22 protein-coding genes and 7 tRNA genes are annotated in these 23,921 nt (G+C 62.0%); 25 read left to right on the plus strand and 4 right to left on the minus strand.

Translation table 11 applies throughout. The features are described from left to right. Positions 1-138 precede the first annotated feature (138 nt). From ispB to CJ010_RS06170, 4 genes are all read left to right on the plus strand, one after another. On the plus strand, positions 139-1,107 hold the full coding sequence (ispB, locus tag CJ010_RS06155; protein WP_141020592.1) for an octaprenyl diphosphate synthase: 969 nt from the start codon (positions 139-141) through the stop codon (positions 1,105-1,107). A gap of 24 nt (positions 1,108-1,131) precedes the next feature. Further along, positions 1,132-1,208 (plus strand) — tRNA-Pro (locus CJ010_RS06160). Positions 1,209-1,313: 105 nt separating this feature from the next. Continuing rightward, entirely contained in the window at positions 1,314-2,249 is a 936-nt protein-coding gene (locus tag CJ010_RS06165) for a LysR family transcriptional regulator (protein WP_141017222.1), read from the plus strand. Between the two features lie 74 nt (positions 2,250-2,323). Then, positions 2,324-3,475 carry an alpha-hydroxy acid oxidase gene (locus CJ010_RS06170; protein WP_141017223.1) on the plus strand — a complete coding sequence of 384 codons (1,152 nt, stop codon included), beginning with the start codon at positions 2,324-2,326 and terminating at the stop codon, positions 3,473-3,475. 57 nt (positions 3,476-3,532) lie between these two features. Here the strand turns inward: CJ010_RS06170 and CJ010_RS06175 are convergent, their stop codons facing one another. Beyond that, positions 3,533-4,342, minus strand: a complete 810-nt coding sequence (locus CJ010_RS06175) for an outer membrane protein assembly factor BamD (RefSeq protein WP_141017224.1) — start codon at positions 4,340-4,342, stop codon at positions 3,533-3,535. A 73-nt stretch (positions 4,343-4,415) separates the two neighbouring features. Here CJ010_RS06175 and rluD point away from each other — a divergent pair, with 73 nt between their 5' ends. After that, entirely contained in the window at positions 4,416-5,336 is a 921-nt protein-coding gene (gene rluD / locus CJ010_RS06180) for a 23S rRNA pseudouridine(1911/1915/1917) synthase RluD (protein WP_141017225.1), read from the plus strand. After that, on the plus strand, positions 5,333-6,097 hold the full coding sequence (gene pgeF / locus CJ010_RS06185) for a peptidoglycan editing factor PgeF (protein ID WP_141017226.1): 765 nt from the start codon (positions 5,333-5,335) through the stop codon (positions 6,095-6,097). Before rluD ends, pgeF begins: the two co-directional genes overlap by 4 nt. A gap of 37 nt (positions 6,098-6,134) precedes the next feature. Here the strand turns inward: pgeF and CJ010_RS06190 are convergent, their stop codons facing one another. Continuing rightward, complete coding sequence (locus CJ010_RS06190; RefSeq protein ID WP_141017227.1) at positions 6,135-6,356, minus strand: hypothetical protein; 222 nt, start codon at positions 6,354-6,356, stop codon at positions 6,135-6,137. Positions 6,357-6,472: 116 nt separating this feature from the next. Here CJ010_RS06190 and phaC point away from each other — a divergent pair, with 116 nt between their 5' ends. From phaC to CJ010_RS06275, 17 genes are all read left to right on the plus strand, one after another. Continuing rightward, the gene (gene phaC, locus CJ010_RS06195) at positions 6,473-8,215 is read left to right on the plus strand and encodes a class I poly(R)-hydroxyalkanoic acid synthase (protein ID WP_141017228.1); all 1,743 of its coding nucleotides are present in this window, start codon (positions 6,473-6,475) and stop codon (positions 8,213-8,215) included. Between the two features lie 110 nt (positions 8,216-8,325). After that, the gene (locus CJ010_RS06200; protein WP_141017229.1) at positions 8,326-9,066 is read left to right on the plus strand and encodes a beta-ketoacyl-ACP reductase; all 741 of its coding nucleotides are present in this window, start codon (positions 8,326-8,328) and stop codon (positions 9,064-9,066) included. A 205-nt stretch (positions 9,067-9,271) separates the two neighbouring features. Next, the gene (locus CJ010_RS06205) at positions 9,272-10,012 is read left to right on the plus strand and encodes a beta-ketoacyl-ACP reductase (RefSeq protein WP_141017230.1); all 741 of its coding nucleotides are present in this window, start codon (positions 9,272-9,274) and stop codon (positions 10,010-10,012) included. Between the two features lie 125 nt (positions 10,013-10,137). Next, complete coding sequence (gene phaR / locus CJ010_RS06210; RefSeq protein ID WP_141017231.1) at positions 10,138-10,743, plus strand: polyhydroxyalkanoate synthesis repressor PhaR; 606 nt, start codon at positions 10,138-10,140, stop codon at positions 10,741-10,743. Positions 10,744-11,379: 636 nt separating this feature from the next. Continuing rightward, the gene (locus CJ010_RS06215; RefSeq protein WP_141017232.1) at positions 11,380-12,738 is read left to right on the plus strand and encodes a hypothetical protein; all 1,359 of its coding nucleotides are present in this window, start codon (positions 11,380-11,382) and stop codon (positions 12,736-12,738) included. A gap of 1 nt (position 12,739) precedes the next feature. Next, positions 12,740-14,485, plus strand: coding sequence for a choice-of-anchor Q domain-containing protein (locus CJ010_RS06220; RefSeq protein WP_141017233.1), 1,746 nt, complete (start codon positions 12,740-12,742; stop codon positions 14,483-14,485). Beyond that, positions 14,482-14,814 carry a hypothetical protein gene (locus CJ010_RS06225; RefSeq protein WP_141017234.1) on the plus strand — a complete coding sequence of 111 codons (333 nt, stop codon included), beginning with the start codon at positions 14,482-14,484 and terminating at the stop codon, positions 14,812-14,814. The genes CJ010_RS06220 and CJ010_RS06225 overlap by 4 nt, the downstream gene beginning before the upstream one ends. Before the next feature lie 297 nt (positions 14,815-15,111). Then, positions 15,112-16,425, plus strand: a complete 1,314-nt coding sequence (rimO, locus tag CJ010_RS06230) for a 30S ribosomal protein S12 methylthiotransferase RimO (RefSeq protein ID WP_141017235.1) — start codon at positions 15,112-15,114, stop codon at positions 16,423-16,425. A gap of 30 nt (positions 16,426-16,455) precedes the next feature. Beyond that, positions 16,456-17,391: a patatin-like phospholipase RssA gene (gene rssA / locus CJ010_RS06235; RefSeq protein ID WP_141017236.1), complete on the plus strand. Its 936-nt coding sequence runs from the start codon at positions 16,456-16,458 to the stop codon at positions 17,389-17,391. A 28-nt stretch (positions 17,392-17,419) separates the two neighbouring features. After that, entirely contained in the window at positions 17,420-18,826 is a 1,407-nt protein-coding gene (locus CJ010_RS06240; protein WP_141017237.1) for an FAD-binding oxidoreductase, read from the plus strand. A 115-nt stretch (positions 18,827-18,941) separates the two neighbouring features. Beyond that, positions 18,942-19,017: transfer RNA gene (locus CJ010_RS06245), tRNA-Ala, on the plus strand. Positions 19,018-19,040: 23 nt separating this feature from the next. After that, a tRNA-Glu gene (locus tag CJ010_RS06250) sits at positions 19,041-19,116 on the plus strand. Between the two features lie 67 nt (positions 19,117-19,183). Beyond that, positions 19,184-19,260: transfer RNA gene (locus CJ010_RS06255), tRNA-Asp, on the plus strand. Positions 19,261-19,354: 94 nt separating this feature from the next. Then, positions 19,355-19,430: transfer RNA gene (locus tag CJ010_RS06260), tRNA-Ala, on the plus strand. A 9-nt stretch (positions 19,431-19,439) separates the two neighbouring features. After that, a tRNA-Glu gene (locus CJ010_RS06265) sits at positions 19,440-19,515 on the plus strand. A 68-nt stretch (positions 19,516-19,583) separates the two neighbouring features. Continuing rightward, positions 19,584-19,660: transfer RNA gene (locus tag CJ010_RS06270), tRNA-Asp, on the plus strand. Between the two features lie 259 nt (positions 19,661-19,919). Further along, positions 19,920-20,750, plus strand: a complete 831-nt coding sequence (locus tag CJ010_RS06275; protein WP_168224910.1) for a 3-hydroxybutyryl-CoA dehydrogenase — start codon at positions 19,920-19,922, stop codon at positions 20,748-20,750. A gap of 111 nt (positions 20,751-20,861) precedes the next feature. Here CJ010_RS06275 and rho read toward each other — a convergent pair whose 3' ends face one another. After that, entirely contained in the window at positions 20,862-22,121 is a 1,260-nt protein-coding gene (rho, locus tag CJ010_RS06280) for a transcription termination factor Rho (protein WP_141020593.1), read from the minus strand. A 175-nt stretch (positions 22,122-22,296) separates the two neighbouring features. Further along, a complete protein-coding gene (trxA, locus tag CJ010_RS06285) occupies positions 22,297-22,623 on the minus strand; it encodes a thioredoxin TrxA (protein WP_011764764.1) in 327 nt (108 codons plus the stop codon). 281 nt (positions 22,624-22,904) lie between these two features. Between trxA and fdxA the strand changes: the two genes are divergently transcribed. Together fdxA and CJ010_RS06295 are read left to right on the plus strand one after the other, a co-directional pair. Then, positions 22,905-23,228 (plus strand): ferredoxin FdxA, encoded by a 324-nt coding sequence (gene fdxA, locus CJ010_RS06290; RefSeq protein ID WP_141020594.1) that lies wholly within the window; start codon positions 22,905-22,907, stop codon positions 23,226-23,228. Positions 23,229-23,400: 172 nt separating this feature from the next. Next, positions 23,401-23,850 (plus strand): CBS domain-containing protein, encoded by a 450-nt coding sequence (locus CJ010_RS06295; protein ID WP_141017240.1) that lies wholly within the window; start codon positions 23,401-23,403, stop codon positions 23,848-23,850. The last annotated feature ends 71 nt before the right edge of the window (positions 23,851-23,921 follow it).

Raw genomic sequence — 23,921 nt, forward strand, 5'->3', positions numbered from 1 at the left:
CCCTAGTGCGAGGCATGCAGCAGCGGCGCAGCGCTGGCGCGCATCAGACTTTTGGATGAATGCCGCCCGATTCGGGCCGTGTTGACGCCGCTTGCAGGGCACCCCTACCATCGCGGTTTTTCCGCGAGCACCACCGCCTTGTCCGTCCAGCAGCTTTTTGCGCCGATCGCCGCCGACATGAATGCGGTTGATGCGGTCATCCGCCAGCGCCTCTACTCCGACGTGGTGCTGATCCGTCAGGTTGCGGAGTACATCATCCATAGTGGCGGCAAGCGCTTGCGGCCGGCACTGGTGTTGTTCTCTGCCGGCGCCATGGGTTACTCCGGGACACGTCACCACGAGCTTGCCGCCGTGGTCGAGTTCATCCACACCGCCACCCTGCTGCACGACGACGTGGTGGACGAATCGGAGCTGCGGCGTGGTAACAAGACGGCCAACGCCATGTTCGGCAACGCGGCCTCGGTGCTGGTTGGCGACTTCCTCTATTCGCGCGCCTTCCAGATGATGGTCGGGGTCGACAACATGCGGGTGATGCAGATCCTCGCCGACGCGACCAACATCATTGCTGAAGGCGAGGTGTTGCAGTTGCTCAATTGCCACAATGCGGACGTCGAGGTCGAAGACTACCTGCGGGTGATCCGCTACAAGACGGCGAAGCTGTTCGAAGCGGCATCCCGCCTGGGCGCGGTGCTCGGCGGTGCGGACGAGGCGCTCGAAAACAGCATGGCAGCTTTCGGCATGCACCTGGGTACGGCCTTTCAGCTGATCGACGACGTGCTTGACTACTCCGCCGACGAGGCCGACACCGGCAAGCATCTCGGCGACGATCTGGCCGAGGGCAAGCCGACCCTTCCGCTGATCCACGTGATGCAGCACGGCACGCCCGAACAGGCCGCGCTGGTGCGTGGTGCGATTGAGAGCGGCGGACGCGACGACTTTGCCGCAGTGCTGCAGGCCATCCAGCAGACCGATGCGCTGGAGGTGACGCGGCGTCACGCCCGTGAGGAAGCAAACCGGGCAATTTCAGCTTTGTCGGGTCTGCCCCCTTCCATTTTCAAGGAATCGCTGCTACAATTATCGGACTTTGCAGTTGAGAGAAATCACTGATCTCTTTCATCGGAAAAGTCCAGTCGGGGAATAGCTCAGCCTGGTAGAGCACTGCGTTCGGGACGCAGGGGCCGGAGGTTCGAATCCTCTTTCCCCGACCACGAATTCCCGAATAAACAAGGGGTCAAGGATAAAAATCCTTGGCCCCTTTGTTTTTTCCGACGCTCCGGCTAGCCTTGGGCTTTCCGCTCAGCCAGCCTGCATTCATGACCGTGCGCCCCGACGTCCGTTTCCCTTCGATCGAAGGCCTGCGTGCTTTCGATGCAGCGGCGCGGCTGGGAACCTTCGAGCGCGCGGCCGACGAATTGAGCATCACTGCCAGTGCGGTAAGCAAGCGGGTGGCGACCGTCGAGGAACTGGTCGGTGCGCTGCTCTTCAGCCGCAGCGGCAAGTCGCTCACCCTTACTGCCGCAGGCAAGGAATACCTGGAGCAGGTGCGGGCCGCGCTGGCGCTGCTGGCGGCGATGCCGCTTCATCACCGTGCGGTGCAGCGCATGACCCGCCTCCGCGTGTGCGCGCCGCCGACCTTCGCCCGCCAGATCCTGGTGCCGGCGCTGGACGATTTCACCGCCGTCTATCCCGACGTGGAGCTCGAGATCGTGCTCAGCGTCCCCTATCTGGATGCCGCCTCGGCCGACGTCGATGTCGAGATTCGTCACGGCGACACCGGGGCGCACGGCGGCGATGTGCTGATGACCGACGTTGCTTTGCCGATGGCCGCGCCGGCGGTGGTGGCGCGCGCCGGTGGTTTGTCACGCCCGGTGGATTTGCAGCGTACGCGGCTGCTGCGCACACCGCTCGAATCCTGGGTGCCGTGGTTTAGGGTGGCCGGGCTGGACTGGCCCGAGCCGGCGCAGGGGCCGCGGCTGGTCGATCTCGGGCTGCTGCTCGAGGCGGCGGCCTGCGGTCAGGGGGTGGCACTGGGGCGGCCCAGTCTGGCGCGGCAATGGCTGAAAAGTGGTGCCCTGCAGGCCTTGTTCGACCTGGCCGTGCCGACCCGGACGCAGTACTACCTGGCCGCTCCGTTGCCCCATGTCAGCGGTTGCGGTCTCGCCGTGCGAACCGGCTTCGAAACCTGGTTGCGCGACATCTGCGCAAAAGTCCAACGCGAGTCGGCGGAACTTGTTTCGCGTCAGACCTGAAGAATATTCCGCGCTCGCCCGGGCGGACATCGCGAATATGGCGGTTTCCAGCAATCGCAAGAGGAACGCCGCTCATGCCCGTCATTACCTGCATCGAGGATCTCCGCCGCCTGGCCGTCAAGCGCGTGCCGCGGATGTTCTATGATTACGCCGACTCCGGCTCGTGGACCGAGGGTACCTACCGTGCCAACGAGGCGGATTTCCAAGCCATCAAGCTGCGCCAGCGCGTGGCGGTGAACATGGAGGGGCGCAGCCTGCGGACAAGTATGGCGGGGCAGGCGGTGGCGATGCCGGTGGCGATCGCGCCGACCGGACTGACCGGCATGCAGCACGCCGACGGCGAGATCCTGGCCGCGCGCGCGGCGGAGAAGTTCGGGGTGCCCTTCACCCTATCGACCATGAGCATCTGCTCGATCGAGGATGTCGCCGCGCACACCAAGGCGCCGTTCTGGTTCCAGGTTTACGTGATGCGGGATCGCGACTTCGTCGAACGCCTCATCGATCGCGCCAAGGCGGCCAACTGTTCGGCGCTGATGCTGACGCTGGACCTGCAGATCCTCGGCCAGCGCCACAAGGACCTGAAGAACGGCTTGTCGGCGCCACCCAAGCCGACGCTGGCCAATCTGATCAATCTTGCGACCAAGCCGCGCTGGTGCATGGGAATGCTCGGTACCAAGCGACGCAGCTTCGGCAATATCGTCGGCCATGCGAAGGGCGTCGGCGACATGTCGTCGCTCGCCAGCTGGACGGCCGAGCAGTTCGATCCGGCGCTCAGTTGGGCGGATGTCGAGTGGATCAAGAAGCGCTGGGGCGGCAAGCTTATCATCAAGGGCATCATGGATGAGGAGGACGCCCGCCTCGCGGCCGACAGCGGAGCCGACGCGCTGGTCGTTTCCAACCACGGCGGTCGCCAGCTCGACGGCGCGCCGTCCTCCATTCATGCGTTGCCGGCTATTGCCGATGCCGTCGGCAAGTCGATCGAGGTGTGGATGGACGGTGGCATCCGCAGCGGACAGGATGTACTCAAGGCGGTCGCGCTCGGGGCGCGGGGCACGCTGATCGGGCGCTCCTTCCTGTATGGCCTCGGCGCGATGGGCGAGGCTGGAGTGACCAAGTGCCTGGAGCTCATCGCGAAGGAACTCGACCTGACGATGGCGTTTTGCGGGCATACCGACATCCGCCAGGTGGATCGCAACATCCTGCTGCCGGCGACGTTGCCGCGCTGAAATGAAAAAGGGCGCCGCGGTTGGGCGCCCTTCTGCTCGCGGCCTGTTGCTCGGGTATTACCAGAGCTGCCACCACGGCCGGGTATCCGGCGGGCCGCCCGAGTAGTAGATGCTGTTCGGGAAGTTCTTCTCCAGCACGCGCTCCGCGTCGCTCTGCAGGTCTTTCATGCCGAGTGCCTCGTAGCTCTTGACCATCAGGTAGAGCGCCTCCTCGTTGGCGGGCGCGCGCGGATAGCTGGTCACCGCAGCCTGGGCACGATTGGCCGCTGCGATGTAGGCGCCGCGCCGGTAGTAGTAGCGCGCCACGTGCACTTCATGGGATGCGAGGGAATTGACGAGGTACTGCATGCGCTGGCGGGAGTCTTCGGCGTAGCGGCTTTCCGGGAATCGGGTCACCAGCTCGCGGAAGGTTTCGAAGGCCTCGCGGGCACCTTTAGGGTCGCGTTCGGAGAGATCCTGGTTTGAAAGACCGGCGAGCAGGCCGAGATCTTCGTTGAAATTGACCAGGCCCTTCAGGTAGTAGACGTAATCGACGTTCGGATGATTGGGGTGCAGCTTGATGAAGCGATCGGCGGCGGCGAGCGCGAGCGCCGGCTCGTTCGACTTGTAGTAGGCGTAGGCGACCTCGATTTGCGCCTGCTGCGCGAAGCGGCCATAGGGGTAGCGGGCCTCGAGCTTTTCGAACATCTTGATCGCGCGGTCGTAGCCGCCTTCGGTCATGGATGCCTTCGCCTCGGAATAGAGCTTCTGGGCATTCCAGCCGGTGGTTTCGTCGATCTCGTCGGGCAGGGAGCTGCATGCGCCGAGCAGCAGGGCGCCTACCAGCGCGACATTTCCCGCTAAACTTCCGAGGGTGAACCTGGCCATCGATAACACTCGCGTGAATGAACCCGACGATTATAGCCTAGCCGACCCGCTGGACCCGCCTGGCGAAGCGACGATGGCTACAACGCTGCACATCCCTTTCGAACTCGCCGGCCTGCGTCTCGACCAAGCGCTGGCGCGGCTGTATCCGGAGCACTCCCGCAGCCGCCTGCAATCGTGGCTGAAGGAAGGTCGAATCCGTGTCGATGGCGCCTCACCCGATTCGAAGCACAAGGTCCATGGCGGCGAATTGCTGGCGGTGGACGCGGCACCGCTGCCTGACGAGGTCGCGTGCGCAGCGGAGCCTATTCCCTTGTCCGTCGTCTTCGAGGACGACACCATCCTGGTGCTCGACAAACCGGCGGGATTGGTGGTCCATCCCGGCAGCGGCAACTGGAGCGGTACCCTGCTCAACGCCTTGCTCCATCATGTGCCGGCACTTGCCGGCGTGCCGCGGGCTGGTATCGTGCATAGGCTCGACAAGGACACCAGCGGTCTGATGGTGGTGGCCAAGACCCTGGAAGCGCAGACCGACCTGATCCGCCAGTTGCAGGCACGTACGGTCAAGCGCCATTACTTTGCGCTGGTGCACGGCGAGGTGGCGGGAGCGGGCGAGGTCGATGCGCCTATCGACCGTCATCCGGTGCAGCGCACTCGCATGGCCGTTGTGCCCAGTGGGCGTCCGGCCCTGACACGTTATCTGGTACGTGAACGCCTCGGGGTGGCGACGCTTGTGGAGTGCCGCCTGCAGACCGGGCGGACCCACCAGATACGGGTGCATATGGCGCACATCGGCCATCCGCTGGTGGGCGATCCGGTTTATGGCCTGCGCCGCAGCAAGGATGTGCGTCTCGAGGCTTTTCCAAGGCAGGCGCTGCATGCGTTTCGTCTCGGGCTGGTTCATCCTGCCACGGGGGCCGACATGGCCTGGTCGGTGCCGCTGCCGGCCGACTTAGTCGCGCTGCTGACCGCTCTCGGAGGCAATCCCGAACCATGAATCCATCTGTCCGCTCTGCACCGGAACCCACGGTGATCGTTCCCGACTGGCCTGCGCCGGCCAATGTGCGCGCGCTGGTGACGACTCGTGCCGGGGGCATCAGCGTTGCGCCCTACTGCAGTTTCAACCTGGCGACTCATGTCGGCGATGCGGCAGAGGCCGTTGCCGAGAACCGCACCCGTTTGCGCAGGATATTGCCTGCCGAGCCGCGCTGGCTGGAGCAGGTGCATGGCGTCACCGTGGCCGATGCCGATTGGCCAGCGGTTGTACCGCAGGCGGATGCGGCCGTGGCGCGCGAGGTCGATGTGGTGTGCGCGGTCCTGACGGCCGACTGTCTGCCGGTGCTGTTTTGCGACGATACCGGCAGCGTGGTGGGCGCTGCCCATGCCGGCTGGCGCGGGCTGGCGGCAGGGGTGCTGGAGGCGACGGTTGCGCGCATGGGCGTATCGCCGGCGTCCCTGCTTGCCTGGCTGGGACCGGCCATCGGGCCGGCTGCTTTCGAAATCGGCGGCGAGGTGCGCGAGGCATTCTTGCGAATCGATCCAGGGGCCGACATCGCCTTTGTTTCTGCTGCCGCACCGGGCAAGTGGATGGCTGATCTTTTCGTACTGGCAAGGCGGCGGTTGATGCGGGCCGGTGTTGCCCGGGTCTACGGCGGCGGGCTATGTACCTATGCCGATGCGACGTCCTTCTATTCCTACCGTCGGGATGGCGTCACCGGGCGATTTGCCTCCCTGGTCTGGCGCGACGCGGCGTCGTGACCGGCGCCGCGTTCGCTCTACCACAAGCGCATGAACGCTATTGATCCCGCCCGGAATCGGCTCTATCGTTGAGGCTCTCGTCGGTCAGCTGCGCCGCTTCACGACGGCGCCGGCGGGCCCGTGAGCCGAACAGCCAGAGAAACAGTGCAAGCGGGGCGAGACCATAGAATACGAAGGTCAGCACGCCGCCGACGACGGTGTCGTCCGACACCGCGGCGAGCAGGGCAACATAGAGCCAGGCAATCGCGACCAGATACATGGGTCGATTCTACCTTTTGGGTCGGGTGGAGCGCATTGCCGGCCCGCGTGAAAATCAGATCATCAAGCTTGCGTACGGCGCTGCCGTCGCTGCGATCCAAGCCTTAGGAGGGGCTGATGTCCAATTCGAACGAGGGGAGACCGACTGCTGCGATGCAGGCGATGCTTCTCGCCGGCCAGGCGATGGCGCAGAGTTTTTTCGAGAACATTGCCAAGCAGCATGTCGCCATCCAGGATTCCAGCGGTGCTGCCGCGCCCGGTATTCCCATGCCGGAGGCCGAGATCTTTTCGCGCCTGCAGCAGGCCTACGCCGAAAAGCACCTGACGCTGTGGTCCTCGATGCTCGAACGCAAGCCGGGTGAGCAGGGTATCCCTGTCGCGCAGCCGGAACCGGGCGACCGCCGCTTCAGTTCCCCCGAGTGGATGAGCAGTCCGGTGTTCGATTACATGCGTCAGGCCTACCTGCTCAACGCCGGGTTCCTGAAGGAAGTCGCGGGAGCCCTGCCGATTGCCGACGGACGGGCGAAGTCGCGCATCCAGTTCCTGACGCGGCAGTACATTGACGCGCTGGCCCCGACCAATTTCGCCGCCACCAACCCGGAGTTCATCAAGACCGCCATCGACACCAAGGGCGAGAGCATCACGAATGGCATCAAGAACCTGATTGCCGATCTCGAGAAGGGGCGGATCTCGATGACCGACGATGCCGCCTTCGAGGTGGGGCGCAATCTGGCGGTTTCGCCTGGCGCGGTGATCTTCGAAAACGAACTGATGCAGCTCATCCAGTACGCGCCGTTAACCGACAAGGTGGCGCAGGCGCCGCTGCTGATCGTGCCGCCCTGCATCAACAAGTTCTACATCATGGACCTCCAGCCGGAGAATTCCCTGGTGCGCTTCGTCGTCGAGCAGGGTTACACCGTCTTCCTGGTGTCGTGGAAGAACGTCCGCCCCGACGAAGGTCGCTACACCTGGGACGACTACCTCGACAAGGGGCCATTGGCAGCGCTGGAGGTGGTGCGTTCCGTTACCCGCGTCAAGAAGCCCAACGTGCTGGGCTTTTGCGTTGGCGGCACCATCCTGGCTTCGGCACTTGCGGTTGCGCGGGCGCGCGGCGAGGATCCGGTGGCCAGCCTTACTCTGATGACGACCTTGCTCGATTTTGCCGATTCCGGGGAGCTCGGCTGCCTTGTGGATGAGGCCAGCGTGACCGCGCGCGAGGCCGCTATCGGCAAGGGGGGCGTGCTGCCCGGCCAGGAACTCGCAAACGTGTTCTCGTCGCTGCGCGCGAACGATCTCGTGTGGCAGTATGTGGTCGGCAACTACCTCAAGGGGCAGAAGCCGCAGGCTTTCGATCTGCTCTACTGGAACTCGGATTCGACCAATCTGCCCGGCCCTTTCCTGACGTGGTATCTCCGTAACATGTACCTGGAGAATAATCTGCGGGTTCCGGGCAAGCTGAAGATGCTCGGCCAGAAGGTCGATCTGGGCAAGATTAACGCGCCGGCCTATCTCATGGCCGCTCGCGAGGACCACATCGTGCCGTGGAACAGCGCTTACCGGGCGCGCAACCTGTTGGGCGGCGAAACGACCTTCGTGCTGGGCGCAAGCGGCCATATTGCCGGGGCGATCAATCCGGCTTCGAAGAATCGCCGCAGCTATTGGGTTGCGGAGGCCAAGCCTGCCGATCCGGAAGAGTGGCTGGAGCAGACTGCCGAACACAAGGGCAGCTGGTGGCTGCACTGGATCAAATGGCTCGCGCAGTACGGCGGCAAGCAGGTGGCTGCGCGCGGTCGGCTGGGTAGTGCCAAGTACGAGCCCATCGAGCCGGCCCCGGGCCGCTACGTCAAGGAGAAGGCCTGATCCAGGCCTGCCTGACAACACAACAATCGGTCGACTGATGGCGAAGGGGAGGGCGCCGCCAGTCGAGCTTGCTACCCCCCCGAGACACACAATGGGAGAGGAGATAAACCATGTCTCGAGTTGCACTGGTAACGGGCGGTATGGGTGGCCTGGGTGAAGCGATCTGCATCAAGCTCGCCGCGCTGGGTTACAGGGTGGTCACGACGCATTCGCCCGGCAACAGCAAGGCGGCAGAATGGCTGCAGACGATGAACAACATGGGTTACGGCTTCAAGGGCTACGCCTGCGACGTGTCTGATTTCGACTCGTGCAAGGCCTGCGTCGATGAGGTGACCAAGGATGTCGGTCCGGTCGACGTGCTGGTGAATAATGCCGGCATCACCCGCGACATGACCTTCAAGAAAATGACCAAGGCCGACTGGGATGCGGTGATCAGCACTAACCTTGACTCGGTCTTCAACATGACCAAACAGGTCATGGACGGTATGGTCGAGCGCAAGTGGGGCCGAGTCATCAACGTATCGTCGGTCAATGGCCAGAAGGGCGCCTTCGGTCAGACCAACTATTCAGCGGCCAAGGCTGGCATGCACGGCTTCACCAAGGCGCTTGCGCTCGAGGTGGCCCGCAGTGGCGTGACGGTGAACACCATCTCGCCGGGCTACATCGGCACCAAGATGGTGATGGCGATCCCGCAGGAGATCCTGGACTCCAAGATCCTGCCGCAGATCCCGGTTGCGCGCCTGGGCAAGCCAGAGGAGATCGCGGGTCTGGTGGCCTATCTTTCGTCGGACGAGGCGGCGTTCGTTACGGGCGCCAACATCTCGATCAACGGCGGCCAGCACATGTTCTGACCGCCTTCGGCCTGACGGTGCACCAGGCGGCGTTTCCGCAAGGAACGCCGCCTTTTTGCTGGGCTATTGCGTTGCAACATCCTGACACGATTACTGTTTATAATGCAGCGGTCTGGCAGCTGACGCGCTGCCGCACGACTCCGGGCCGCTTCTCCGCACGGTGAAGGCGTGCCCCAACCGACAACCGTTGTACAAGGATTCGACAATGAGCCAGAAAGTCGCACTCGTTACCGGCGCCATGGGCGGCCTCGGCACCGCGATCTGCCAAGCGCTTGCCAAGGACGGCATGAAGGTGGTGGCCAACTGCTTGCCCGGTTTTCCGCAAATGGAAGAGTGGCTGGCCAAGCAGAAGGAGCTTGGTTTCGATTTCGTAGCAGCAGAAGGCGATGTTTCCGACTACGAATCCTGTAAAGCCATGGTCGAGAAGATCGAGGCCGATGTTGGTCCGGTAGACGTGCTGATCAACAACGCCGGCATCACCCGCGACAAGTTCTTCCCCAAGATGGAGAAGGGCCAGTGGGATGCGGTGATCAACACCAACCTGAACAGCCTGTTCAACGTCACCCATCACATTTCGCCGAAGATGGCCGAGCGCGGCTGGGGTCGCATCATCAACATCTCGTCGGTAAACGGCGTCAAGGGTCAGGCTGGTCAGGCCAACTATTCCACCGCCAAGGCGGGCGTGCTGGGTTTCACCAAGGCGTTGGCCCAGGAGCTTGCCACCAAGGGCGTCACGGTCAATGCGATCGCACCGGGCTACATCGGCACCGACATGGTCATGGCAATCCGCGACGACATCCGTCAGGCGATCACCGACTCCGTGCCGATGAAGCGCCTCGGCAAGCCGGAGGAAATCGGCGGCCTGTGCTCCTACCTCGCGTCCGAACTCGCGGGCTACATCACCGGTTCGACCATCAACATCAACGGTGGTCTGCACATGTGCTGATGCCGCATCCGCGCTAGCTGCGCAGACGCTTAACCCCGTCCTGTGACGGGGTTTTTATTTTCGCAGCGCGATATAATCGTGTAACAAGCGAGAGCGGAATTCACCGCCGCGAGGAGATGAACACCATGGCTGAACAGCCGCGCCTGATTAAGAAGTACCCGAATCGCCGCCTTTACGATACCCGCACCAGTTCCTACATTACGCTCGCCGACGTCAAGGAACTCGTGCTGGGGCACGAGGAGTTCCAGGTCGTCGACGCCAAGACCAACGAAGACCTGACGCGCAGCATTCTCCTGCAGATCATCCTCGAAGAAGAAGCCGGCGGTGCACCGATGTTCACCAGTGATCTGCTCGCCCACATGATCCGTTTCTACGGCAATGCGATGCAGGGCATGATGGGCAAGTACCTTGAAAACAACATCAAGGCCTTCACCGACATGCAGGGCAAGCTGCAGGAGCAGGCGCGTTCGATCTACGGCGAGAACAGCCCTGTCAGCCAGGATCTCTGGGCCCAGTTCCTCAACTTCCAGGGGCCGGCGCTGCAGAGCATGATGGGGACCTACGTAGAGCAGTCCAAGCGGATGTTCCAGCAGATGCAGGAACAGGTCGAAAGCCAGACCCGCAACATGTTCACCGGCTTCCAGTTCCCGACCTACACTAGAACGACGACCGGCAAGGACGAGCAGGCGGAAGACGCTGCGCCCTCCGGCAAGAGCAGCGCCGAGAAATAGGGCGTCGCCCGCTCCCCGATGCATTCGGGGGGCCTGACTCCCCGAAGGCACGACCAGCAGACCCCTCCCAAAACCCCGGGCGTGCCGAATGTCGGCTGCATCAGTGAAGGGGGCTGAAGGTCGTGCTTATGTGGACGAATGACGGGTTGGGTTCGGGGGCGTCTTGAGTGCCATCAGGTCCATTATTGTTGGCTTCCGCCAAGTTCATGCATCAAGGCCCAGTGGCCGATCGTCGACAAGTAGCGTGTCGGTTCGAGAACGATTTGAGCAGTGTCTTGTCATAGAGGCGGCTCCATACTGCATGCTCTCCGACCATGCACCATCAACTCAGCCTCACTCTCGGCTGTTTCGCTATGCCGCGTCGGAGTTACGTGTCCCGGTTGATTGAATGCTGTGACCGGGGGCTTTGCCGCCTGGGTATGGAATGCCTGCCGATTGTGTTTCGTAGCTTGTCCAAGGGGAAGTCGTCGATCGCGCTTCGGTTGTCTCTCGGGCCAGTCGAACTTCCGACGCAGCCCTGAGCGTTGCACGGTTACTAAGTCATTCGTAGCGCCTTCGACGGCCTGATGTATCTGTTCGGCGCCAGCAGTAGCGCGTGATGTCACCGCAATCGAGATTTCTGACGGAGTGTGCGCCATGGCCAATCCGCAGTCCCTCACGTATTACGCCCCGGCAGGTAAGCCGATGGCGGGTGGCCGCTTCCTGTATCCACACGCAGTGTTGGACCTGATCGCTGCAGCGCCCGAAAACTCCTGGATTCAACTGAATACGAACACTTTCCAGGAGGCTTGGTCGCCAGCAGACTCGCGCTGGATTTCCGGCAATAATTCGGCCGAAGGCCCGGATGCGATCATGCGTTCGTGGGCGTCGATAGGCTGGGATAGCAAGCGTAGCCGCGCTGTGCTGTGGGGCGGCGGGCATGCTAACTCATGGGCGAACGAGGTCTATACTTGGTCCGCTTATACCCGCAAGTGGGCGCACGCCTTCTACTGCACCGATATGCTCACGGCAATCGGCCGCCCGGTGGATGGTAATAATTCGCCGGTCTCGTCGCACACGTACGCCAACAATTTCTACCTACCGATCCTTGACCGCTTTTTCACCGGCGGAGGTGCAAACCAACCCGGCGGGACGACGATGTCTGTTTGGGATGGAAACACTACCGTGGGGTATGCGGGCGGCTTCACGCTCGATCTTGCACTGGCCGGACAGGGTTTCGTTGGTGGGCTGACCGGATCGAACTGCAAGCACGGATCCTTGTCGGGGCACGATTTTCCCGGCGCGAGAGCGTGGAAGCTGCGCAATTTCTGCGATGGACGCCTAGCGGTGCTGCCGTCGACCGTGAACCCGTCGAAGATCGAGTCGGGCGTGGCGCACGCAGTGGAAAATGGCCATGACGTACTCTACATGGTCATCCTGTCGTGTGTTTTCCGCGTCGAGTTTGTTGACGACGATCCAGATAATGACGTCATCACTCAGGTTGCGGGATACGATCCGTCGCGCTACACGAACGGCGCGGTCGCCTATGACCCGTTGCGCAAACTCTTCGTCATGCCGACCGGAGACACGACAAGCCGGCGGCTCAACTTCATCGACCTGAAGAAGGTGCCGAATCTCTCCGCTGCGTGGCCTTACGTGGTGTCTTATCCGAGCGAGTTGGCGCTCGGCTATCTGGGGTCGAATGGACACCACAAGTACTGCGGTTTTGCCTATTACCCGGCAGGCGAGTGCTTCGTTTATTGGTACAAGGGCCGCCAGCCATGGCTTATCCATCCGCCAGAAGGCAATCCGACGCCAAGTACGGGCTGGACGCTGACCAGACCGACGATGGATGCCGGTACGAGCGCGCCGCCCGAGATCGAGACCGACGCGATGGGAGTATGTGGGAAATTTCGCTATGCGGAAGATCTGGGCTGTTGCATTGCAATCCGTGGTGACTATGCCGGCAACGTGTGGGCATTGAAGCTGGCCGGCTGGACCGACCCGAGGAGTTGATATGGCAACCAAGCGAATAGCAGCATCCGGCGGCCATTTCACCACTCTCTCGGCATGGCTCGCCTCTTTGCCGACCAGATTGACAGAGCCGGAAATTGCAGAGCTCGAGTCTTTCGATTTGGTCGAACAGGTCACGATCGGAGGCAAGATCACCACGCCGACTGCCTACATTGAAATTCGAGCTGCATCCGGGCATGGGCATCAAGGCGTGGTCGGTGCTGGCGCCCGTTTTCGCTGTGGGCCAAGTGCAGTCGTGCCCGCCTTGTATATGACTGCCGCGCACATTCGAATCAGGGGTATCGGCATCTACATGGACAAGGCGGGGGCCTCTCTGGAAGCCATTGGCATCCCGAATGCCTTGGCTGAGTCCGAGGTGATGATCGAGAACTGCATCATCCGTAGTGTCTGTACCAATACAGGCGTGCCGGCTGTCGCGGCTGGCGCGGGCAACGTTACGATCAAGAACAACATTGTCGTATCTGCGTGCCGATCGCTGGACACGCGCGGTGCGGTGTCCGCCAAGGTATTTGGCAATGACCTATGGCGAACGGCAGATGCAATTGGCTTCTTGGCCGACAGCAGAACCGAGGCGCGGAACAACTATAGTGGTGCATCGACCGGGTCTTCGCAGTGCTACTACACCGCTACCGGGGGGACCGGTAGTCATAATGCTTCGGCCGACAATTCGGCGATCGCGCTGTATCCGACCGGGTCGATCAACAACGTAGCTGGAACGGCGGCATTTACCAGCCCGGCAATGCTCAACTTCACGTTGGCGGCGGGATCCCCTCTGATCGATGCTGGCATTATGGTTTCCGGTGTCGTGACGGACATCATCGGCAGGGCGCGGCCACAGGGTTCCGCGTGTGATATCGGGGCATTCGAGTTGGCTGCGGCTGATGCCGTTGCGCCCACCTTGTCCAGCCCGACCGCAACAGCAACGAGTATGACCACTGCTGTTGGTACGGTCAGTACGAACGAAGCCAACGGTACCCTATACTGGGTTGCCACCCAGAACCCGACCGAGAGCCCCTCGGCGCTCAAGGCTGGGGCTAGTCTCGCCGTCGACACGATCGGGACGCAAAATGTCTCGGTCACGGGCCTCTCCGCGAGCACCGGCTATCGTATCCACTACCTGCATCGCGATGCGGCAGGCAACGACTCGACGGTGGTCAGCTCGGCTGCGTTCACCACCCACGGGACCTCGGACACTACGCCACCTACGCTGATCGGTTCCATCACGATTTCTTCGTTGACGACGACCAGCTATACGGCGAGTTGGCCGGCCGGGTCGGACAATATCGGTGTGGCTGGTTACGAGTACCGACTGAATGGAGGTATTTGGATAAACAACGCGACCAGCACCAGCGTCAATATCAGTGGCCGGACGGCGGGATCGTCAGATATCTTCGAGCTCCGGGCTTATGACGCTGCGGGCAACAGGAGCACTCCGGCGCTCTCGCAGTCTGTGCACTTGCTTTCCGGCGTGGCTGGAACCGTCACGGTTGGGTCGGCGGCGCATCCGATTCGCAATTCCGCAAATGTCGTTGTCAATGAGTCCAGCGTTCGTGTGAGCGTTATGCGCGCCGATACGATGCAGCAGATCTACTACGGGGCTGGCCACGCAATCACTGCGGGCGTGCTGGAGATCAGGCATGCGGCGATCATCACCGGCGCCGTGTACCATGTAAGCGCAAAAACGGCAGCCGGCTGGATAGGCCTTTCGGACGAGGTGACCGCGACATGAGCCTCATGCGTCTAACTAATGGACAGATATTGCCTGATTGCCCGATGGTGATTGGGTTTGGTGGGTGGGGCGTCCTTGGTGCCTCCCTCCCGCAGGATGGTGAGCAAGCCGCGTCGCTTGGCCGCGTGTGGGGCACATTTCCGGGTGACAGCGATGCCGAATTCTGGATCGTCGTAACACGCCAGCCCATCAACGGCAGGTTTTACATGTGGCCCGACACGTCTTGGGAATACATTGGAGCAAGCGATTTTTTCACCGCACAGCTCTACCTGAACGGTGCCGTGTTCGGCCTGCCCCAGACCGTAACGCTGACCAGCGGGGTCGGCTAAGGTTCTGGCCGAGGTGTTAGGCGTCTCGTCCGGTAGTGGTGGCGTAACTGGCTGTGCAATGAATATTGCCGCTAGCGCGCTGGCCGACGCGCACCGGATGGCTTCGATGGCGTTGGACAACTCGCTGCGGGCCTCCCGATGGATCGAGAGGAGCACGTCCTGGGCGGAGGTCTGTGTTTCCGTCCGCCCAGGAATCGATTTGCTTGGCAGGCCGCGCTGGATCTGGCCGATTGTGTCGGGTCGCTAAGTCTATGTAGCTGTATACTCTGGACTTGATCATGATCTACAGAGCAGCGCATGCAGAAGCCGCCTAGTATAGGTTTCGTATCCCTCGGGTGCCCCAAGGCAACCGTAGACTCCGAACACATCCTCACCCGACTGCGTGCAGAAGGCTACGAGATATCCGGCAGCTACGACGCTGCCGACATCGTGGTGGTGAATACCTGCGGTTTCATCGACGCGGCGGTGGAAGAGTCTCTCGAGGCAATCGGCGAGGCCCTTGCCGAGAACGGCAAGGTCATCGTTACCGGCTGTCTGGGCGCGAAGGACGACGTTGTGCTGGCCGCGCATCCGCAAGTGCTGGCCGTGACGGGACCGCATGCCACCGAAGAGGTGATGCAGGCTGTGCACAGGCATCTGCCCAAGCCGCACGATCCCTTCACCGACCTGGTGCCGCCCCAGGGTATCCGTCTGACGCCGCAGCACTACGCCTACCTCAAGATTTCCGAGGGCTGCAATCACCGTTGCACGTTTTGCATCATCCCGTCGATGCGGGGCGATCTTGTCAGCCGTCCGATACATGAGGTCATGCGCGAAGCCGAGGCTTTGGCGGAATCCGGCGTGAAGGAGATCCTGGTGATCTCGCAGGACACCTCCGCCTACGGCGTCGACGTCAAGTACCGCACTGGCTTCTGGGGTGGCAAGCCGCTCAAGACGCGGCTTTACGACCTCGCCAATGCGCTCGGTGAGCTTGGTATCTGGATCCGTATGCACTACGTCTATCCATACCCGAGCGTGGACGACCTGATTCCACTGATGGCCGAGGGCAAGATCCTTCCTTACCTCGATGTGCCCTTCCAGCATGCGAGTCCCAGGATACTGAAGGCGATGAAGCGCCCGGCCAACGCCGAGAATGTGCTGGAGCGGGTGCGCAAGTGGCGGAGTATCTGCCCTGACCTGACCATACGCTCGACCTTCATCACCGGATTTCCCGGCGAGACTGAGGAGGATTTCGAGCTGCTGCTGCAGTTTCTCGAAGAGGCCCAGCTCGACCGCGTTGGCGCCTTCGCGTATTCGCCCGTGGAAGGAGCGGCGGCCAATGATCTGCCGGATGCGGTGCCCGACGAACTGCGTGAGGAGCGGCGCGCACGCCTGATGGATTTTCAGGAAGACATTTCGACCCAGCGCCTGGAGGCCAAGATCGGTCGCGAGATGACCGTACTGGTAGATGATGTCGACGAGGAAGGGGCTCTGGCTCGTTCGCCGGGCGACGCACCGGAGATCGATGGCCTGGTGATCATTCCGGATGGAGACGATCTGGCGCCGGGCGACTTCGTCCGTGTCCGCATCACCGACTGCGACATTCACGACCTTTACGCCGAGCGGCTGTAGTAGGGCTGCAGGCGGGAGTGAGGAGGGCGTCTGGAAAGCTTGCCCGCACCCAGGACCGGCAGTGAGCCGGTCATCGGTTTGGCGCTGGGCAGCGGTGCTGCCCGCGGTTGGGCTCACTTGGGCGTCTTGCGTGCCCTGGCAGCCGAGGGCGTTGTGCCGGGAGTCGTCTGTGGATGCTCCATTGGCGCTTTCGTAGGCGCCGCGGCTGCGTCGGGCGATCTTGAGAAGCTGACTGAATGGGCGGAAACGCTGACCTGGCAGGATGTGGTGTCGCTACTCGACGTGAGCCTGCGAGGAGGGCTGATCAAGGGGGAGCGATTGATCCAGTTCTTTCAGCGCAATTTCGTCGACCGCGACTTCGCCGAGTTGCCGACCCGGTTCGCCTGTGTTGCCACCGAGCTCGCCAGTGGACGCGAGGTGTGGTTGCATGAAGGTAGCGTTTCGGCTGCCGTGCGGGCGTCGATCGCTCTGCCAGGGTTGATGACGCCCGTCTTGCATGGTGGCCGGGTTCTGGTCGATGGTGGTTTGGTCAATCCGGTACCGGTATCGCTGTGTCGTGCCATGGGGGCAGATGTGGTGATCGCGGTCGATCTCGGCTCGGACATGGTCGGCCGTGCCTGGAAGCACACTTCAATCGAGCCTGCACCGATCGAAGAGACCGAAATGGGCTGGAGCGACAGGCTGCTGGCCCGCTTAGGCTTTGGCGCAAACGGGACTGGCGCCGCCGATGCCAACCTGCCATCACTGATTACAGTGCTGAGTTCAAGTATCAACATCATGCAGGTGCGGATTGCGCGCAGCCGATTGGCGGGGGAGCCGGCCGACGTGCTGATCGCCCCGCGCGTGGGGCAGCTCGGGCTGCTCGACTACCATCGTGCCGCCGAGGCCATAGCCGAAGGCGAGGCGGCCGTCGCCCGCGTGCGCCCCTTGCTGCACTACGCCTTGGGGCGCGGCGGCGAGGCTTGATTCGGTGCCGCGACTTTCGGAGGAGTCGATGGACACATTGTTACGCGCGCTCATCGATGCGCTGGGTATCGACCACGTATTGACGCGGGCCGAGGACGTTGCGCCCTACGTCAGCGACTGGCGGGGGCGCTATCGGGGGCGGGCTCGTGCGGTGGTGCGTCCGGCATCGACTGCGGAAGTCGCCGATGTTGTTCGCATCTGTCACGCGACCGGTGTTCCCCTGGTGCCGCAAGGCGGCAACACCGGGCTGTGCGGCGGCGCGACGCCGTCCGAAAAGGGCGATGCCGTGCTGATGAGTCTTGGGCGGCTGAATCGCATCCGCGAGATCGACGTCGACAACAATACGCTATGTGTCGAGGCGGGCTGCACGCTGGCAGTGGTCCAGGCTGCTGCTGCAGAGCACGATCGATTGTTTCCGCTCTCGCTGGCGTCGGAGGGAAGTTGCACGATAGGCGGCAATCTCTCGACTAACGCAGGGGGAGTGCAGGTATTGCGTTATGGCAATGCCCGCGAGCTGACGCTTGGCCTGGAAGTGGTATTGCCCGATGGCCGCGTCTGGGATGGATTGCGTGGATTGCGCAAGGATAATACCGGCTATGACCTTAAGCACCTTTTCATCGGCGCCGAAGGAACCTTGGGTATCGTGACGGCCGCTGTACTCAAGCTCTTTCCGCGGCCTAAGGCACGCGCAACGGCTTGGGCTGCAGTGACCGACCCGGCTGCCGCAGTCACCTTGCTCGGGCGTCTGCGCGCGCGTTGCGGTGATCGAGTTACCGCGTTCGAGATCGTCGGGCGCAGCGCGCTCGAGTTGGTCCTGAAGCATATTCCAGGCGCGCGCGATCCGTTGACAACGCAGGCTGCCTGGAGCGTACTCGTTGAGCTGACGGACACCATGAACGACGGTGGACTGGCTGAGCTGCTCGAGGCGGAATTGGCGGATGCAATCGAGGCGGGGCAGGTGGCCGACGCGGCGATCGCCGCCAGCTTGATGCAGACCGAAGCCTTGTGGGCGCTGCGTGAGAACATCTCGGAAGCGCAACGTATCGAGGGTATCAGCATCAAGCATGACGTGTCGGTGCCGGTCAGCCGGATTCCGCGTTTCCTCGAGCGCGCTGAGCGGGTCTTGCGTGCCGCATGGCCTGGTGTGCGCATCGTCGCCTTCGGCCATATTGGCGACGGCAACCTGCACTACAACCTGTCTCGCCCGGAGCAGGAGAATAACGCGGCCTTTATCGCGCGGACGAGTGAAGTCAATCGCATCGTGCACGACCTGGTCACAGAGCTCGGCGGGTCGATTTCGGCTGAGCATGGCCTGGGGCAGCTCAAGCGGGGGGAGGTGCTGCGTTACAAGAGCGAGGTCGAAATGGATTTGATGCGGGCCGTAAAGCACGCGCTGGACCCGCGGTCATTGATGAATCCAGGCAAAGTGCTTTAGCGCCAGGGTGTGGTGTGGTCCTGCCGGGTGTCGTCCGATGTGTCCTGAAAAAATATCGTTGCGCCTGCTTTACAGACCCCTAACCCCACCCTATAATGCGCGCTCTTTCGCCGTCGGGGGTATAGCTCAGCTGGGAGAGCGCTTGCATGGCATGCAAGAGGTCAGCGGTTCGATCCCGCTTACCTCCACCAGTCGAAAGAGTTGCAGTGACGATGTCCCCATCGTCTAGAGGCCTAGGACACCGCCCTTTCACGGCGATAACCGGGGTTCGAATCCCCGTGGGGACGCCAACATGACGCGTTGAAAGTCTAAGTTCAGCGTGCAAGGCCAGTAGTGATGCTGGTTGCAGGTCAGTGCGGAGTGGTAGTTCAGTCGGTTAGAATACCGGCCTGTCACGCCGGGGGTCGCGGGTTCGAGTCCCGTCCACTCCGCCAGTTTTATCGCAGGGTTTCGGCTCTGCAGCTTCGGAAAATTTTCTGAAGTGCTTGCGGTGAGCTTAACCGAAAGCTATAATCGCCGGCTCGTTGTGGGGGTATAGCTCAGCTGGGAGAGCGCTTGCATGGCATGCAAGAGGTCAGCGGTTCGATCCCGCTTACCTCCACCAAAGGTTCAGGTCCCCATCGTCTAGAGGCCTAGGACACCGCCCTTTCACGGCGATAACCGGGGTTCGAATCCCCGTGGGGACGCCAACAAGGCGTAGCGAAGTGGTAAGCTTCGATATGTGAAATCGGCAGCAATGCCGGTAGCAGGTCAGTGCGGAGTGGTAGTTCAGTCGGTTAGAATACCGGCCTGTCACGCCGGGGGTCGCGGGTTCGAGTCCCGTCCACTCCGCCAGTTTCAGGAAATGGGGAGCCTTAGGGCTCCCTATTTTTTTGTGTGTCATCCTAGTCTCCAATGTACCCCGCAGTGTTTCGGGTCTTGGGGCGATGCTGCCGCGGCGCCTGGAGTGGGGGATGGAGCCGCGCTTTTCGGCTGTTCAAACCGGAGACGATGCGCTACATTTTATCCATACGCATCGGTATGGGTATGGTCCGTCCGGCTGCGTCGAATTCCTACAGGAGAAGACAGCACGATGAGCATCAAGAAAGTCGGCGTGATCGGCGCCGGAACCATGGGTAACGGTATTGTCCAGGCCTTTGCGGTCGCGGGCTTCGATGTGGTGATGACCGATGTCGCCGACGCTGCCCTTCAACGTGGTGTGGCAACGATCTCGGGCAGCTTCGATCGTTTGATCAAGAAGGAAAAGATGAGCGCCGAGCAGAAGAACGCGGCGCTGTCGCATGTGACGACTTCGACCGACATCGCAGCAGTCGGCGATGCCGATCTCGTCATCGAGGCGGCTACCGAGAATCTCGAGCTCAAGCTCAAAATCTTCGCTCAACTCGACGCCGCCGCTAAGGCAGACGCGATTATCGCCAGCAACACCTCTTCGATCTCCATCACCAAGCTGGCGGCGGCAACCAAGCGAGCGGACCGTGTTGTTGGCATGCACTTCTTCAATCCGGTGCCGATGATGGCGCTGGTCGAGCTGATCCGTGGGCTGCAGACCTCCGATGCCACCTATGCTGCCGTCGAGGAGGCTGCAAAGGCGGTCGGCAAGACGCCGGTACAGGTTCGCAATAGTCCGGGTTTCGTGGTCAATCGCTTGCTGTGTCCGATGATCAACGAGGCCATCTTCACGCTCGGCGAGGGGCTGGCGACTGCGTCGGAGATCGACGAAGCGATGAAGCTGGGCTGCAACCACCCGATCGGACCGCTCGCGCTGTGCGACCTGATCGGCCTGGATGTGGAGCTTGCCGTGATGCAGGTTCTGTTCGAAGGCTTCAAGGATCCGAAGTATCGTCCGGCGCCGCTGTTGGTGGAGATGGTCGAGGCGGGCTATCTCGGCCGCAAGGTCGGCAAGGGCTTTTTCGACTACCAGTGATTCGACTGGCGCGCCTTCCGGCCGGATATCGGAGCGCGCCTGCTCGCTTCCGGAGTGTCCAGAAACAAGAAAGCCACCCTCGGGTGGCTTTCTTGTTTCTTGCCGGCTGGTTCAGCCGCGACGCATCGCGTCGAAGAACTCGGCATTGCTCTTCGTAGCCTTGACCTTGTCCAGCAGGAATTCCATCGCATCGATGTCGTCCATGCCGTAGAGCAGTTTGCGCAGGATCCAGATCTTCTGCAGCACGTCCGGCTTCATCAGCAGTTCTTCACGCCGGGTGCCCGAGCGATTGACGTTGATGGCGGGATAAACGCGCTTCTCGGCCATGCGCCGGTCGAGGTGGAGCTCCATGTTGCCTGTGCCCTTGAACTCCTCGTAGATCACGTCGTCCATCCGGCTGCCGGTATCGATCAGCGCAGTGGCGATGATGGTCAGCGAGCCACCTTCCTCGATGTTGCGCGCTGCACCGAAGAAGCGCTTGGGCTTCTGCAGGGCGTTCGCATCGACACCGCCGGTCAGTACCTTGCCGGAGGCGGGTACCACCGTGTTGTAGGCGCGCGCCAGGCGGGTGAGCGAGTCCAGCAGGATGACCACGTCCTTCTTGTGCTCGGTCAGGCGCTTGGCCTTTTCGATGACCATTTCGGCCACCTGCACGTGCCGGGAGGCGGGTTCGTCGAAGGTGGAGGCTACGACCTCGCCCTTCACCGAACGCTGCATCTCGGTGACCTCTTCCGGGCGCTCGTCGATCAGCAGCACGATCAGTTCGACGTCCGGATGATTCGCTGTGATCGAGTGCGCAATGTGCTGCAGCATCACCGTCTTGCCGCTTTTCGGCGGGGCGACGAGCAGGCCGCGCTGACCTTTGCCGATAGGCGCGATCATGTCGATGATGCGGCTGGTGATGTTCTCTTCGCCGCGGATCTCGCGTTCGAGCTTGAGACACTCCTGCGGATGCAGTGGCGTCAGGTTTTCGAACAGGATCTTGTGCTTGCACTCTTCCGGCGGTCGGCCGTTGATCTTGTCCAGCTTGACCAGTGCGAAATAGCGTTCGCCGTCCTTCGGCGTGCGGATTTCGCCTTCGATCGTGTCGCCGGTGTGCAGGTTGAAGCGTCTGATCTGCGACGGCGACACGTAGATGTCGTCCGTGCCGGCCAGATAGGACGTATCGGGCGAGCGCAGAAAACCGAAGCCGTCCGGCAGTACCTCGAGCGCGCCGTCACCATAGATCGGCTCACCCTTGCGCGCGCGGTTCTTCAGCAGCGCGAAGACGAGCTCTTGCTTGCGCAGGCGATTGGCGCCTTCGATTTCGTTGGCAACCGCCATTTCCAGCAGCTGGCTCACATGCAGAGCTTTAAGCTCCGACAGGTGCAAGGCCGCAGCAGCTGTGGATTCGGCGGACGAAGCAACGCCCTCTTCCATGGCCAGCTCGGCGTCGAGCAGGTCAAGTTCGGAGGCGTTGCCTTGGGGGGAATTACCGTCGCGGTTGCGGGCACCCCTGCGGCGGGTCCGCGAAGCACCGCGAGAACGGGTCGGAGTCGATTCCGACTTAGATGTTGCTGTCAATGAAGGCGGTCAGTTGAGATTTGGAGAGGGCGCCAACCTTGGTCGCCTCGATATTGCCGCCCTTGAAGATCATCAGGGTCGGAATGCCACGGATGCCGTACTTGGCCGGCGTTTCCTGGTTCTCGTCGATGTTGAGCTTGGCGACCTTGAGTTTTCCCGCGTAGTCCTTGGCGACTTCGTCGAGGATAGGGGCAATCATCTTGCAGGGGCCGCACCATTCAGCCCAGTAGTCGACCAGGACCGGCGTCTGGGACTGCAGCACCTCGGCTTCGAAGCTGCCATCGGTCACGTAATGGATATGCTCGCTCATGATTCCTCACATCAGGGGTGACGGTTCTTGCTTGGAGTCGGAGAGTTGGATCGTGATGATCCGTAAGACCGGGGTGCGAAGAAGCCACCCCAGGAAAGTTTCCGCGACGTTATGTCAAGGCGTCGTTCGCGTCAAGAAAAACTCGGCTGGAGGGCGTAGGGGCTTGTCCTGACGTGGCAAAAACGCACACAGCTGACTACTATTGCTAACCCGCCGTCGCCAGTCCGTTCGCTTTAGCGGCGAGTCGCGGCGCGATGGTTCATCGATCGAGAGTGAGCAAAATGGCCTACGTGGTGACTGAATCCTGTATCCGCTGCAAGTACACCGACTGTGTGGACGTATGTCCGGTCGACTGCTTCCGCGAAGGGGAGAATTTTCTCGTCATCGACCCGGAGGAGTGCATCGACTGTACGCTCTGCGTCGCCGAGTGTCCGGTCGAGGCAATCTACGCGGAAGACGATGTGCCGGCCGATCAGCAGCAGTACATCGCACTCAACGCCGAACTGGCACGAAGCTGGAAACCCATCGTCGAGCGCAAGGACCCCTTGCCGGATGCCGAGGACTGGGCAAAGGTCAAGGGCAAGCTGGGCGAACTCAAGCGCTGAAGCGTTTGGGTCTGCCCGGCAGGTCCGGGGCGACCGGGCAAGTGCGCCTTCGGGGCGGTGCCTGCGCGGAGCGGCCGGCAGTGTCGGCAATAGGCTTTGCCGCTTCCCGCCAATCCACTAACATCACGCAGCACAGCGCCGCAAACCATATACATAAAGGCAGGGGATCAACATGCTGGTGAGCGAGATTCTCGCAATCAAGGGCAAGGTGCTCTACACCATTGCGCCGAACAGGCGTCTGTCGGAAGCCGTGACCATCATGACCGAGCAGGATGTCGGTTCGCTCGTCGTGTTCGCTCACGGGCAGATGGTCGGTCTGCTCACGTTCCGTGAGGTCCTTCAGGCGGTACACAAGAGTGGGGGCGGCTGGGAGTCGCTGGCGGTCGAGGAGGCGATGCTGAAGGCCCCGTTGACGGCGGCGCCCGCGATGGAAATGGACGAGTTGCGCCGCTTGATGGTTGATCGGCACCAGCGTTACCTGCCTGTGATGGACGGAAACACGCTGCTCGGCGTCGTCAGTTTCCATGACGTGGCCAAGGCGGTGCTTGAAGAGCAGAGTTTCGAGAACCGCATGCTCAAGAATTACATCCGCAACTGGCCCGCCGAAGAGGGTGAGAGCTGAGCCTTTAGCTGGAGATGCCTGACGGCCGAGCAGGTCGGAAGGCGGCGCGGGGCCGCGCGAGCGCGGACACC

Origin of the sequence: Azoarcus sp. DD4, from assembly GCF_006496635.1 — a bacterium.
Lineage (GTDB): Bacteria > Pseudomonadota > Gammaproteobacteria > Burkholderiales > Rhodocyclaceae > Azoarcus.